The sequence below is a fragment of the Fictibacillus nanhaiensis genome, assembly GCF_019801215.1.
Taxonomy (GTDB): domain Bacteria; phylum Bacillota; class Bacilli; order Bacillales; family Fictibacillaceae; genus Fictibacillus; species Fictibacillus nanhaiensis_C.
Genome location: NZ_JAHVJO010000004.1, coordinates 1 through 12,628 on the forward strand (window position 1 = coordinate 1; position 12,628 = coordinate 12,628).

Genomic DNA, 12,628 nt, shown 5'->3' on the forward strand with positions numbered 1-12,628 from the left:
ATGTTCATAAGTGAGCAACACATTATACTTAAACTCTTTAGAATACCCCATAAATAAAACTCCCCTTAAGGTAAAACAGATTTTTTATTTCATCTGTCTACCTAAAGGGGAGCATATCACTTGGAGTCAGCTCATTTTCTTATCTATTATTTTCGATGAACCCTCGTTCTGTCACCTGCGAGCTTTTTCCACCGCGCTTTTTCAGCAAGTGCCAGCTTTTGATCCTCTTTTCTGGCAAAAAAGGCTAATTCACGCTGAAGCTTTACATAACTCGCATAGCGATCTTCTTTCAAATCACCGTTTTCAATGGCAGCTTGTACTTGGCAACCTGGCTCGTTTTGATGTGTACAATCACGGAAACGGCACTGTTCTGCGAAGGCTTCAATATCCTGAAAGCTTTGATTTATGCTGCTGTCACCTTCCCAAAGCTGGAGCTCCCTCATCCCGGGGGTGTCAATTAATATGCCCCCATTTTCCAACACAAGCAGTTCTCGATGAGTGGTCGTATGCTTTCCTTTCCCATCATCTTCTCGAATATCCTTCGTTTTTAATACTTCCTGACCGAAAAGATAATTGGCTAGTGTAGATTTTCCTACACCTGAAGATCCTAATAGTGCTACCGTCTCTCCTTCTTTTATAAAAGATAATAGTTTATCAAGACCTGTTCCGCTTTCCACACTAACAGCGAACGTAGGAACTCCAAATGCTATCGTTTCTACTTCATCTATAAAGCTCTGCACATTTTCGCATAGATCTGCTTTACTTAATACGATGACAGGTGTAGCACCACTTTCCCATGCCATTAACAAATAGCGTTCAAGCCTGCGCAAATTAAAGTCCTGGTTTAACGCGTTTACTAAAAAGACAGTATCAACGTTTGTCGCTACGATTTGTTCTTCTGTTGTCGCCCCTGCTGCTTTTCGTGAAAATTTACTTTTACGGGGCAGTACGCCATGGATGTAAGCTTTACCTTCTTGAGGTACAGCTTGAACGGCAACCCAGTCTCCAACTGCAGGATAGTCGTGTCTTCCCTTTGCATTGTAGCGAATTTTACCTGTAATTTCTCCAAGCAATTCGCCTTCCTCAGTAAGAACATCATATAATCCCTTGTGTTCGACACTAATCCTCCCTGGAACTAGTTTTTGGCCTTTATATTCGTTAAATGCTTCTTCAAATGTTTCGTTCCAACCTAATGATTTTAAATTCAATGTAATACCCTCCGAATAAATGTTGTCATTTTTTTGTAAATAAAAAAGAACCTCTGATAAAGGTTCTTTATAAAAGAAGGGTGCAGAACAACCCTTTCCTCATATAAAAAACCATGAACTGTGTATACAGCCCATGGTTAAAATGACAAGTTTAATCGAAGAGTCACAAATAAAGTTATCTGCTAATCTTCATTGTCCCAATAGGCTGTATACGAAACATTACACTCTCTGATGTCAATCCAATAAGTTGTCTCATCATACATACCTCCTTGGGTTCGTTTTAGAATAATTCCACTTATTCACTATACCATTTTATGCATTTTTTGTAAATAAGCACTTGCCCATTATTTTGATATTATTTTGATAATAATGACGTTTGGTGGTAACCTGTTATAATTCTTTTAATCATATCTTTATCCATATGAAGAGGCTTTTTATCAAGCTCCTTCAGCAAATGTTGTGTATTTGAATCATTAAACGTTATATTTCGGTTCAAATAATTTTTATATACATCAACAACACTGTTTAACTGCTTTTCTTCGTTGTTCAAATACGGCTCATAATCATAAGGAGCAAGAATAAACGGTTGAAGATCAGCCTTATCTCTCATAATTTGAAATACATCAGAACTTAATGGCGGATTGCTGTTTGTGATGTGATAAATTTTATTCTCTCGGCCCTTTTTTAAAACGTCAGATAAAATATCAGCGACATAATCGACTGGTACTAAATTTTGTGTACTTCCTTCTTCACAGAGCAGATGAAACTTTCTGTCGCCAAGCCCTTTTCGCTGAAACCTTTTCTTAAAAACTTCAAGACTTCTCATCAACCCGTAAAGAGTAAATTTCGAATCCGCTTCACCCGTTTTTGAATCACCAATAATAATCGCTGGCCTTAAAATGGTTACATGAAAAGAATCCAAATATTCCATACAAGAATGTTCCGCTTTACATTTACTTTCTTCATAAGGATTGTTAAAAGTCTGCTCTAAGGAATGAAGCTCTTCCATTGCATACTCTTCCTTGCCTAATGTATAAGCAGTACTTACATAATAAAAATGAGAAACACCCATTTTTTTTGCAGCCTGAAGTGCATGCTGTGTACCATGATAATTTATATGAAAAAGTTCTTCTTTTAGATCCTGATCAAATTTTACAAGGGCAGCCATGTGATAAAACACATCGATCTTATTCACAAGCTCCTGCTGTGTCACATTATCCAAGCCTAAGTCAGAGACTGTAATATCACCTTGAATAATATGAATTTTGCCTTTAGAATCGGCTACCTTTTGAAGCAGCTGTTCAGCTTTTTGCAAGTTTCTGGCCAACACAAATAACGTATGACCTTCACGAGCTAAATTTTGAATAAAGCGTCCACCTAAAAATCCGGTTGCTCCGGTAAGAAAAATATTCATTAAGCCGTTCCTTCCTATATCTATATCAACATATCTTCTATATAGTAACACATCATCCTTTTGATGGAGCAGTTTTCATATGAATTAGGAATTCTTGGCAAAAAAATAAAGCCGCTTCATAGCAGCCTTACTTTTCGTCGTCTGGTTTTGCAATATTTACAGCCGGCATCCCACTATTCATATAATCCGTGGGATGGCCATCATCCTCACGATTCTCATCATAAAAAAACTCATTTATTTCTTGCTCCGCATGTGCAGTTGGATCTTCATAAGGTTTGTTCTGTTTCTGTTCCTTGTCCATTATTCACTTTCCTTCCCGCAAGTTTCACAAGCTTTCAACACTTCTTCGTATTGCATTCTTTCATTGGCGTCAAACTTATGGTTGCAATATTGGATGATTCCATTCTGATCGATAACAAAACAAGATCGCATAGCCGTTCCATCTTCTTCGTTCAATACACCAAACAGATTGGTAATTTTTTTATGCCAATCCGCTAAAAGTGGATACGGAAGCGTTCCAAGGCTAGCAGAAAAGACATTGTGCGAATAGATATGATCAACACTAATCGCAAGCACTTCTGTATTGGCATCTACAAATCGCTGGTAATCCTCTTTCCAAGAGGTAATTTCCTTTATTCAGCCAGGTGTAAAATCAAGCGGATAAAAAGCTACCAACAGATTTTTTTTACCTATAAAATCAGATAATGATATATCCTTTTGCAGTGTGGATGGCAACGTAAAATCAGGTGCCCGATCGCCTACTTTCAACAACTAACCCACCTCCTTTTGTTCATCATGAATATAGTTCCCCGTTGCTTTAAAAGAAAACGTTGGAATATATAGTTATTCTTTAATCTATGCAATTTTCTAAGAGCTTGTCTCATCGTTTGCCTGTAGGATGTTAAATTGGGTTTTGATTAGAATGTTTACGTGTAGTCGATGTGGGTGGGGATAGTAGAATTACGTTTATTTTGTCGAAAAGCCTATAAATATATTTGAAGGACCATAATTTTTTTTGAAGGACCATAAAATTAGCTGAGGGCTCATAAATTTCTTTGAAGGCTCATAAACAATTTTCCCTAGAAACTTTCAACATTTTATTTCGTATAGTTTAAAGACATATACATTGAAGGGGGAGTTTTTCTTGAGAAGTGCTAATCCTGCTTTAAAAAGTGCAACCTTTGAAAAATTTAGGGGACAATCCGTTGGTCATGAGATGACACTTTCCGGTACAGTTTACAAGACATTTATTTTATTGATTATTTTGATGGCTTCTACATTCTATACTTGGCACCAATACAAGATCGGAAATCCGATTGGCCATTTCATTATGATCGGTCTAGTCGGCGGATTGGTATCCGCTTTCGTTATAGCTTTCGTTCCTAAAGCTGCACCATTGCTTGCTCCGGTGTATGCAGCGCTTGAAGGTCTCGCTGTAGGCGCAATATCTGCAAGCTTTGAATCTCAGTTTAACGGGATTACGCTTCAGGCTGTCGCTCTAACATTCGGTACGCTTATTGCTCTTTTATTTGCTTATGCTTTTCGTATTATTCGTGTAACCCACAATTTCAGGCTGATTGTTTTCTCGGCTACGGCTGGTATTATGCTTGTTTACCTGACCAGTTTTATATTAGGTTTTTTCGGAATAAGCGTTCCCTACCTTCATAGTTCAGGGCCCATTGGCATCGGAATAAGTTTATTTATTGTAGCCATCGCGGCGTTAAACTTAGTACTTGATTTTGATTTTATCGAATATGGAGCAAGTCAAAGAGTACCTAAATATATGGAGTGGTATGGAGCCTTTGGTCTGATGGTTACACTCGTTTGGCTTTATTTCGAGATTCTTCATCTGTTGGCAAAATTGAGACGCTAAAAAAGAGAAGCCCGCAACAAGGCTTCTCTTTCTTTATGAAAAAATCGTCATCCAGCGGTATAAAGCCCAGCAGCCCACTCCAACATTAGCAGAGTACAGCGCAATCTGCATGATGCGATTTTTATGAGCAGTAAGTTGAACGTAATATAAACAGCTCCACATACAAAGGGTGAGTGCCGCCCAGAACAATCCGTTAAATTCACGCTGAATCACCGCTCCATAGCTGCAGAGCCACGTATACGGAACCAAAAGTATTCCTGTAAGAAAGTATGCGACGTGAACAACGTGTGTCATTTTTGAATTTGAGAGAGGTGCAGACTTTACGGTTAAGCTGTACAGCAATAGTATTCCAATACTGAACTCAATAAAAAAAACGATTTGAAAGATATCATAAAAGGTTACAGGTAATACCTGAAAGGCATCCATCCAAACAATCCGGCTGAAAAATAATAAACACAATACAACTAAAACTCCAATAAGTGATAGAACCCTTCTGATGCCTCTCCATACTGTAAAACCTAACAAAGCCAATCCACAACTGAAAAATATAATACCGAGTAACCTGCTCGAAAACAATATAAGAAAACTATACAAACAAAGTAGAACGGCAAACGCGATATGAAAAAAGTAATCTCGTTTAGAATGCTCTGTTTTTAAAGATGTGTTGCCCATAAGGATCATGATGCACCTGCCAAATCTAGTCGTGTTTATACATTTATCGTCAAAGAGCCCTTCTTCCTTAAGTTATTCTTTAGGAGCTTTCACAACTCCACGAATCTGCCACAAATGGATGAGCTCCATTCGTTTTTGATATTGCTTTGCTTGCATTTTCCCTTTTTTATACCTTTTCTTTAATAGCTCCAAGTAAACTTCAATCATAAGATGATAATCGTCATTCATGCTAAATACCCACCCTCACCAGTAATCTCATTGTCATATTCCCGAAAATAGTCGGATTGTAACATAAACCATGAAAAAAAGATAAAAGTGCAAAAAAAAACAGCTACTGATTGTAACTGTTTCATCCCTTTATTCACCTAACTTTTTAATCTGGTTCAACAAATCGGTATACACAGCCACATCATCCAACAGACCGCTTTGTTCAAGAAGATCCTTGTTCAAAGCCCCATCTTTTATGGCAGTTAAATAGTTGTCAATTCCCTCTTGGAACGCATTATTATGCTCGATGACTTGGTTATGGACGTCTTCAAACATAGATGGAGGTGTCAGTTCTTTAAAATCCTGTATATCGGATTTCATTTCTTTTAATAGCTTTTCTAGCTCTATTCTCGCAGTTTGATCTGTAATAGCGGTCTCAGCAAGTGCTGGAATATCGTTCGCAAATTGCTGAACATCGTTAATATAATCTGTTGCTTCAGGAACGTATTTTAACCCGTTTGAAACGTCTGTTACAGCCGAACATCCTGTTAAAAGTGTAAAAGTTAAAAGTCCAGTTATCATTATTTTTTTCATGTTGTCCTCCTAAGAGACCTTATTATTGTAATAAAAAAACGCCGGATTCCTCCAGAGCGTTTATTTTTACCACTGTTTAAATTACGTTTAAAACGATTTAAAGTTTCTCTTTATGAGCGAATCGAATAAAAAAGTTCTGTAATATCATCGATGATCTTATTTAACTTGACGTTTTCCTTTTCTCCATGAACTTTTGATTTTAAACGTTCTGGATCGATGGAAGCCAGTTCTTTCATATACGATTCAATTTTCTTTATCACCCTATTGAATTGTTCAAGGGAGATATCTTTTTTAAATAGTTTTGAACTTTTTAATCGTTCGTCAAAAAGCTTTTGCACCGACTCATTCGAAAACTTGATATCAACAGCTTTTCGGTTTCCGTATCCGTCTACGACATAGAACATCGGAGGCGCACCTGACTTTTGTTTAGGATCAATAAACATTAATTCTGAAGTGAGGGTTCCAACTTTAATATCCATTTTAAACGTACCTGAAGAAAACACTTGGTTTGGTAAAAGGGCACCGACTGTATTTTGTAGAGGAGTACTCATAATCGGCGGATTGTTTCCTCCAATAGGCGCGTTAATCCCACTATCCTGCCCTACGTTATCGTTATCTATAGGATTCAATGAAGTATGGTCTTTCATAACTTTTTCCATTTGATGATAGATTAATTCTCGAATGGTACCTAACAGTTCTTGAGCGGATGTTAGACGTTTCTTTATTTGTCCTTTAGGCAATCTCTCTAAAAGCACTTCCAATTTCTCTTCGTTCTCAGAAATAAATTTATCCAGAGATCCAAACACTTTTTGCTTCATCAAATCATCAAGTGGGGCTTTGGATTCCATGATATCCTCTGTTGCTGTAGCTATAAAGTCAGCTGCTTCTTCAGCAAGATCTTTCCTCCAGTTACTATAGATACGAACGGCTTCTTTAGCAGCCTTATGGTATTTTTCCACATCACCTTTAGAGTAGGTTTTAAATGAAACATGATCTCCAGCATTCTTTTTCTCATACGTATCTTCTTTTTTGGTATCTTTTTCAGGTTTTTTATTAGTAATTGCTTCAAGATGCTGAACCTTTTTTACATGTTCGGATTTATTGCGTCCAAATGCATAATGGTTCCCTTTCTCATATGAACTAATAAAAGCCGTATTGGTTATCATCTTGAAACCCTCCCTAATTGATTATTTTTATGTGTTTGTTCTTTTCTTTTTAGGACAAAATAAAAAAAGCCCACAATAGAAGATCACGATCTTCCTTTTTGCCGGCCGGTTGCATCACTAGCTCCACACACTTATAGATGCCCAAATGAAAAGTGTGCTTCCTCGCTTCCTTAAGCTGTGTTTACGATTAGAACAGCTTAAAAATATTCCATTAATTTCTATTATAAGGATAAAAAAGAAAGACAACAATATATTTCTTCTATAATTATGAGTATTTTTTACTACAAAGAAAGGGTGTTTCTCATGACGAATAAAGATAAGGCATACGAAGGAAAAGAAGATTTGTACTTAGATATTGACCGAATGATCAATGAAGGAATGGCTGGAGGTACTGTTGCTGACACCGAAGACTTAAAACAGATTGGATATGACTCTGGCATTACTTCACAAGAAGAACCTCCAACGATCGCTGGTGAAAAGGAACAAAAATAGCCGCTCCTGTGGAACGGCTCTTTTCTGCTTTAGTTGTTTATTTAGCTTTCACTAATGCTAATTAAACTAAAACAGCCTATGCTTTTAACTTTCTGATCTCTTTTAACAATTCTTCGTACCTTCGTTCAAGTTCGGTTTTTTCTTCTATATTTGTACAAATCGAGAGCTGACCAATCAATTCAGTTATTTCAAATTCACGTTTCAGTAGTATTTCTTCGTTTGCCTGCTTTTTTATTGGCTTTTCTCCCGACTCCTTGAATTCTTGATAGCTCCCTTCAAACCACTTCGCATATGGCGGATCTAGTTCTAAAACATGTGTCCCTGTGCTATTCATTAGCTTTCTATCATGAGTAGCAAGAATAAATGTTCCCGGGTATGCTGAAAGAACGTCTTCTAACGCTTCTCTTGTAAACACATCCAAATAATTGGTTGGCTCATCAAGCAACAAAAGATTATAATCATTCAAGAATAGTTTGGCTAAAGCGGTTTTCATCTTTTCTCCCCCACTAAGCACTTTTACCTTTTTGAACACTTCTTCACGCTTAAAAAGAAGTCTAGCTAATATGGTCCTCACCCAAGTCTCATCGTACAAGCTATTCTCCATAACGTTTTCTAAAATGCTTTTTTCTTCATCTATAATGTTCACGTGCTGATGAAAATAACCGATTTTCAGTTGTTTTGATTTTTCAATTCTCTCATGACCCCTGTAGATTTCTTCTAATAGCGTTGATTTTCCGGTGCCATTTTTACCTGCTAACACGACTTTCATTCCAGGTTTTATGGCAAACGACAAATCGTTAAACAACTGACGTTCTCCGAAAGCAATCGAAAGTTCCTTTATAGCCAACACCTGTTTGCCATGAATCACAGAGAACCGTTGAATATCAAATTCGATGTTTGGACGCTCTTTCGGCTTTTCTTTTTGATTCAGCATTTCAATTCTCTTTTCAATGACCTTCGAACTTTTCTCTAATGATTTTCGTGCTCCCTTAACTTTACCTTTCCCTAATTTCGCTTCACTATAGGACATGCGTGCAGGTTTATCTTTTAATGATTTCGCTTTAGATGATAGATTAACGGCAGATTTTTGGAGTCTTGTTTTTTCATTCTTATATTGTTCATACTCAAATTGCTGGCGTTCTTGTTTCTTTTCTTTTTGAAGGAGATATTCTGAGTAATTTCCTTGATAGGTGGTAAAGCTTTCTTGATCCAGTTCTATGATTTTTGTGCACACCATATCCAAAAAAACTCGGTCATGCGATACGAGCAATATCGCGCCATGATGATGGTTCAAAGCTTTTGCCAGCTGATCCATCCCGTCAATATCGAGATGGCTGGTCGGTTCATCTAAGAACAGAATGTCAGGCTTTTGTTCAAGAGCTGCTGCAATCTGGGCACGCGTTCGTTCTCCGCCGCTCATCGTTTCAAATTTCTTCCCCTCCAAGTTCCACATACCTTCACTTTTTGAAGTGATTCTATGCGCAGTTTCTTCAAACTGATTCACTACACTGAATGTCCCGTAATGCTGTACGGTTCCACAATCGGCATCCTCCATATTTGTCAGCAGCTTTAAGAACGTTGATTTGCCCGTTCCGTTTAATCCTACTAATCCAACTCGATCTTGTTTAAACAGCTGCAATCTATCTCTTTGTTTCAGAATCAATTTTCCTTTATATGATTTTTCAAGTCCGTTCGCGTCTAATAAAAGCATAAAAAAACCTCCCGTTTCACTAGAGAGGTCTGCCCATGCCAAATATTCGCCTAAAAAGCCACAAATAAGAAAGCTTTTTAACAACAAAAAAACAGGCATATCGTTACGTCCAAAAATGGGCAGAGAAATCCTATCTAGCGTTCTACTTTATTATTTCAAGTAAATGGCTAAAGATAAGATTAGTTGCGCATTGGACGTTACACCTGTTCCTTCCATTATTTTTCTAAATTGTAAGCGATAACGCAACAGAACGTCAAGCCTCATAATCATCATTCCTGCACCCAATTTAAGTTTACCTTACGCCGATTCTCTCCTGCTCTATGGTCTTTGAGCATTCGGATAAACAACAAGCCTTTTCGGTAAAACGCCTGAACAGGTTCAGGATGCACTTTTACAGGTAGGGTAATCTCACGCTTAAATTCACCAAGTTGAAATTCCTCCTGATTTACTTTATAGGACTCGAGCACAATAGATAGTTTCCCCTGCACTGTCAGCTTTACCGAATCTACGAAAACATCGACATCCTCTGTCCGATTGAGTCCAGGCAATGCTAAGACACAGCAAATTTCCTGTGCGGTTTCATAGATATTGCAAAGGGGTGTTTCGTTTTCCTGCCTTACTTCCGGCTCCTGCCTTTGCCCTTGTGATGGTGTGAAAAATTGATCTCCAAAGTATTGGTCGGCCATTCGTTTCCAGTCCATCATTTGTTTCCATGTATCCATCCCATTCACCTCTTATGAAGGCGGCCCTAGAGGAACTGAAGGAGCATCAGGATCAGGTATTAGAGGTGCAGGGCCTGTAAAACCGCCTGTGTTAAATAATTGCGAGACCGGTTGAATGACACCAGCACTTCCAATCTGGAGTACAGAGGAGTTTTGAATGCCTTCTACCTTAAGCTGTTGGATAACAATCGTTTGGCTTACAAATAAGTTCATTCCTCTTCCTCCTCACCATCTTGATAAGGATTAGTCATAAAATTCCTGATATGTTTAACCCTTGATTGCAAACTCATTTGTTGTACAGAGCCGATATGAAGAAGGGCTGAGCTGGAAATCCCTATAATATCGACTTTTCCTACTCTAATAAAAGGATTGGCATGAAAAGTCTTTTTAATATTGATGACAGGACAGACAGGAACAGTCACTTCTTCTGAAAAAATACTATATTTATTTAGACTGATATCAAATGTCCCAAACTTTGTGCTTTCTCTTTGAATAGCAAGAGCCGCTGAATAGCATTGAATCTTTTCCGTATCCCCAGTTTGGAAAACAGCGGATAAATCCAATGAATTTACTTTCACCTCGTCTACTACTGATGTTCTGTACATAGCTCACCTCTAGAGTGGAACGAGTGATGTACCTAAAACTAATGATTCAGGAGGCGTATCAAAGGCAGAACCAAGGCTGATACAATCGGTATCTCCTATTAAAACGACTGAAGATAATCCGACCCCGACAATATAGATGCTTCCGACAAACAATTCATGATTGGTCACGTGGAAGTTCAGTTTGATCACCTCCTGTAGACTGTGAATCTTTTAAATGACCAATAAATGTCTCAATACCTCTATAAATATCTTCTTTCGTCCTTTGGAGAATATCTTTTCTTCCCTTCTCATCTTTTGGTTCGTATTTTGTTAAATAATGTTTAATTCTTCCTGGAACCTGACGTTGAACATCTTCTAAAATAAAAATGCGATACGATTCTTCCAACGGTACATTCGTCTTGGATTCAAGTGATTTTAAATAAACAGGAGCTTCTTTAACAAAAAACTCATCCATTGCTTTTATCATTTCACGGTAGTTTGGGTTTTCGATAACACTTCGCTGCATTTGCTGCGGCATTTGAACGGTATTCTGACCGACATTAAACTGCTCGATCAAGTCTTTGCTGTCGGCCGAATTGCCCGTTCCAATATGAAGTGTACCTTCTAATTTTTCTATCTTTAACTGTTCAAACTTGTATTCTACCGTTTGTGGTTTGGATGATAACTCATTAACCTGTCTTTTGAGAGCTTTTATCTGTAACTCCATTTCCTTTAACTTCTCATTTTGCTCTTCTATCATCTGTTTCATCTTACTTATATAATAGTTATTCTCTTCATGCATACAATCATCTCCTTAGTAAGATGTATGCCTTCTTCCTAAGGAATTTGCATGGAGATCAAAAATTTGTAGCATTGTTGCTGTCATTAACATCTGGGTCTTGCGTATACGTAACGTTATAGCCGTTCTGCACGCGAAGATTATCACCCGTGTTGAACGAACCTGCACCTGCATAAGTTTTGGCATAACTGACCGGGCAGATGGTCTGGACGTCACCGATATGAAAAACGGCACCGCTTGATATTGAGTTGACGGCAATCGATCCTACGATAGCTGGCATACACGCTCATCCCTTTTTTAATTACTCCTCTTATACTATGCATCCGCCCAACTTCTTGTGCGTAACAGCTCCATTCACCTTTAGGCTTCTACCTACATAAGCTGTATGTAAAGGACGACGTCACACTCGTTGGATTGTATGTAATGGAAAGGGGAGGTGAGAAAGTGCCCTGTTTAATTGTTGCACCGATCAGCATAAATGCAGCAGAGGGAGTTGTTAACTTCGGTGATACTTTAGTCATTAATCCTAAGTCAACAGGTAAAGGGTATAACGGAGCTGGCGGCGGAAATACAGGGAACTTCATTCAAACAATCTCAGTCATCAGTGCCACAAATACACTGGACCCTGATGTATTCGATTCTAACAATGCCGGTAATGCCTAGGAGGTGTTGTGGATGTTTGGAAAAGGGCCGCTGCCTTTTTTTAATAACCGTAATATGGATGACTGGCTAAAATCGTTTGATGAGTTTGTGAACAAAGGAATCACTCAATTTGAGCAATATGCAGATCGATTAGCATTTGAAGTGGATACCGAAGAAACACCAGAGAATTACAAGATCTATGCGAATTTAAAGGAATATAAGCCGGAAGATATTCAAATAGAAGTTGTAAATCAAGGACTGCAGATCAAGGCTCAAAGAGACGAAATTCAATCGATGAAAAATAAAAAAACGGGTCATTTTCAAGAAAGAAAAGCAACGAAACGAACGGAACGTTTTGTACAGCTTCCTTTTGTGTTTCGAAATGAAGATGTGAATGCCCAATACAATAACGGAATCCTAATGATTACCGTGAACAAAAATGATGGGGATATGGTGAATCCAACCATTCCGATCGAGGTTTCAGAAGATACTCCAAATGGTGATTTTGAAGAATAAAAAATAGAGGCCCTCTTTCATTGAGGAG

General features: G+C 38.0%; 19 protein-coding genes and 1 riboswitch. Of the genes, 4 read left to right on the forward strand and 15 right to left on the reverse strand.

The window, feature by feature from the left end; all coding sequences use genetic code 11:
• Positions 1–146: 146 nt before the first annotated feature.
• The 4 genes from rsgA to KUV80_RS15705 all read right to left on the reverse strand — a co-directional run bounded on the left by rsgA (position 147) and on the right by KUV80_RS15705 (position 3,393).
• On the reverse strand, positions 147–1,208 hold the full coding sequence (gene rsgA, locus KUV80_RS15690) for a ribosome small subunit-dependent GTPase A (RefSeq protein ID WP_222463695.1): 1,062 nt from the start codon (positions 1,206–1,208) through the stop codon (positions 147–149).
• Between the two features lie 355 nt (positions 1,209–1,563).
• A complete protein-coding gene (locus KUV80_RS15695) occupies positions 1,564–2,622 on the reverse strand; it encodes an SDR family oxidoreductase (RefSeq protein WP_222463696.1) in 1,059 nt (352 codons plus the stop codon).
• Positions 2,623–2,749: 127 nt separating this feature from the next.
• Positions 2,750–2,923 carry a hypothetical protein gene (locus KUV80_RS15700; protein ID WP_222463697.1) on the reverse strand — a complete coding sequence of 58 codons (174 nt, stop codon included), beginning with the start codon at positions 2,921–2,923 and terminating at the stop codon, positions 2,750–2,752.
• A complete protein-coding gene (locus KUV80_RS15705; protein WP_338083513.1) occupies positions 2,923–3,393 on the reverse strand; it encodes a redoxin domain-containing protein in 471 nt (156 codons plus the stop codon). Before KUV80_RS15705 ends, KUV80_RS15700 begins: the two co-directional genes overlap by 1 nt.
• A 373-nt stretch (positions 3,394–3,766) precedes the next feature.
• Here KUV80_RS15705 and KUV80_RS15715 point away from each other — a divergent pair, with 373 nt between their 5' ends.
• A complete protein-coding gene (locus KUV80_RS15715) occupies positions 3,767–4,495 on the forward strand; it encodes a Bax inhibitor-1/YccA family protein (protein ID WP_222463699.1) in 729 nt (242 codons plus the stop codon).
• 33 nt (positions 4,496–4,528) lie between these two features.
• On the opposite strand, the gene KUV80_RS15720 is transcribed toward KUV80_RS15715, so the two are convergent.
• The 4 genes from KUV80_RS15720 to KUV80_RS15735 form a co-directional block, all read right to left on the reverse strand.
• Positions 4,529–5,176 (reverse strand): hypothetical protein, encoded by a 648-nt coding sequence (locus tag KUV80_RS15720; protein ID WP_222463700.1) that lies wholly within the window; start codon positions 5,174–5,176, stop codon positions 4,529–4,531.
• A 63-nt stretch (positions 5,177–5,239) separates the two neighbouring features.
• Positions 5,240–5,395 (reverse strand): hypothetical protein, encoded by a 156-nt coding sequence (locus KUV80_RS15725; RefSeq protein WP_222463701.1) that lies wholly within the window; start codon positions 5,393–5,395, stop codon positions 5,240–5,242.
• A gap of 129 nt (positions 5,396–5,524) precedes the next feature.
• Positions 5,525–5,968, reverse strand: a complete 444-nt coding sequence (locus tag KUV80_RS15730; RefSeq protein ID WP_222463702.1) for a DUF6376 family protein — start codon at positions 5,966–5,968, stop codon at positions 5,525–5,527.
• 110 nt (positions 5,969–6,078) lie between these two features.
• Complete coding sequence (locus KUV80_RS15735; RefSeq protein ID WP_222463703.1) at positions 6,079–7,134, reverse strand: hypothetical protein; 1,056 nt, start codon at positions 7,132–7,134, stop codon at positions 6,079–6,081.
• Positions 7,135–7,231: 97 nt separating this feature from the next.
• A riboswitch (cyclic di-GMP riboswitch) is annotated at positions 7,232–7,313 on the reverse strand.
• 124 nt (positions 7,314–7,437) lie between these two features.
• Between KUV80_RS15735 and KUV80_RS15740 the strand changes: the two genes are divergently transcribed.
• The gene (locus KUV80_RS15740; protein WP_222463704.1) at positions 7,438–7,626 is read left to right on the forward strand and encodes a hypothetical protein; all 189 of its coding nucleotides are present in this window, start codon (positions 7,438–7,440) and stop codon (positions 7,624–7,626) included.
• A gap of 76 nt (positions 7,627–7,702) precedes the next feature.
• On the opposite strand, the gene abc-f is transcribed toward KUV80_RS15740, so the two are convergent.
• The 7 genes from abc-f to KUV80_RS15775 all read right to left on the reverse strand — a co-directional run bounded on the left by abc-f (position 7,703) and on the right by KUV80_RS15775 (position 11,722).
• On the reverse strand, positions 7,703–9,337 hold the full coding sequence (gene abc-f / locus KUV80_RS15745) for a ribosomal protection-like ABC-F family protein (protein WP_222463705.1): 1,635 nt from the start codon (positions 9,335–9,337) through the stop codon (positions 7,703–7,705).
• Positions 9,338–9,606: 269 nt separating this feature from the next.
• The gene (locus KUV80_RS15750) at positions 9,607–10,059 is read right to left on the reverse strand and encodes an Hsp20/alpha crystallin family protein (RefSeq protein WP_222463706.1); all 453 of its coding nucleotides are present in this window, start codon (positions 10,057–10,059) and stop codon (positions 9,607–9,609) included.
• Between the two features lie 12 nt (positions 10,060–10,071).
• Positions 10,072–10,272, reverse strand: a complete 201-nt coding sequence (locus tag KUV80_RS15755; RefSeq protein ID WP_222463707.1) for a spore germination protein GerPB — start codon at positions 10,270–10,272, stop codon at positions 10,072–10,074.
• On the reverse strand, positions 10,269–10,664 hold the full coding sequence (locus tag KUV80_RS15760) for a spore germination protein GerPE (protein ID WP_222463708.1): 396 nt from the start codon (positions 10,662–10,664) through the stop codon (positions 10,269–10,271). The genes KUV80_RS15755 and KUV80_RS15760 overlap by 4 nt, the downstream gene beginning before the upstream one ends.
• Positions 10,665–10,673: 9 nt before the next feature.
• Positions 10,674–10,844, reverse strand: coding sequence for a spore gernimation protein GerPD (locus KUV80_RS15765; protein WP_222463843.1), 171 nt, complete (start codon positions 10,842–10,844; stop codon positions 10,674–10,676).
• Positions 10,819–11,445 carry a spore germination protein GerPC gene (gerPC, locus tag KUV80_RS15770; protein WP_222463709.1) on the reverse strand — a complete coding sequence of 209 codons (627 nt, stop codon included), beginning with the start codon at positions 11,443–11,445 and terminating at the stop codon, positions 10,819–10,821. Before gerPC ends, KUV80_RS15765 begins: the two co-directional genes overlap by 26 nt.
• 55 nt (positions 11,446–11,500) lie before the next feature.
• Positions 11,501–11,722: a spore germination protein gene (locus KUV80_RS15775; RefSeq protein WP_222463710.1), complete on the reverse strand. Its 222-nt coding sequence runs from the start codon at positions 11,720–11,722 to the stop codon at positions 11,501–11,503.
• A gap of 164 nt (positions 11,723–11,886) precedes the next feature.
• On the opposite strand from KUV80_RS15775, the gene KUV80_RS15780 reads away from it, so the two are divergent.
• Together KUV80_RS15780 and KUV80_RS15785 are read left to right on the forward strand one after the other, a co-directional pair.
• Entirely contained in the window at positions 11,887–12,105 is a 219-nt protein-coding gene (locus KUV80_RS15780) for a spore germination protein (protein WP_338083514.1), read from the forward strand.
• 12 nt (positions 12,106–12,117) lie between these two features.
• Positions 12,118–12,600, forward strand: a complete 483-nt coding sequence (locus KUV80_RS15785; protein ID WP_222463712.1) for an Hsp20/alpha crystallin family protein — start codon at positions 12,118–12,120, stop codon at positions 12,598–12,600.
• Positions 12,601–12,628 lie beyond the last annotated feature (28 nt).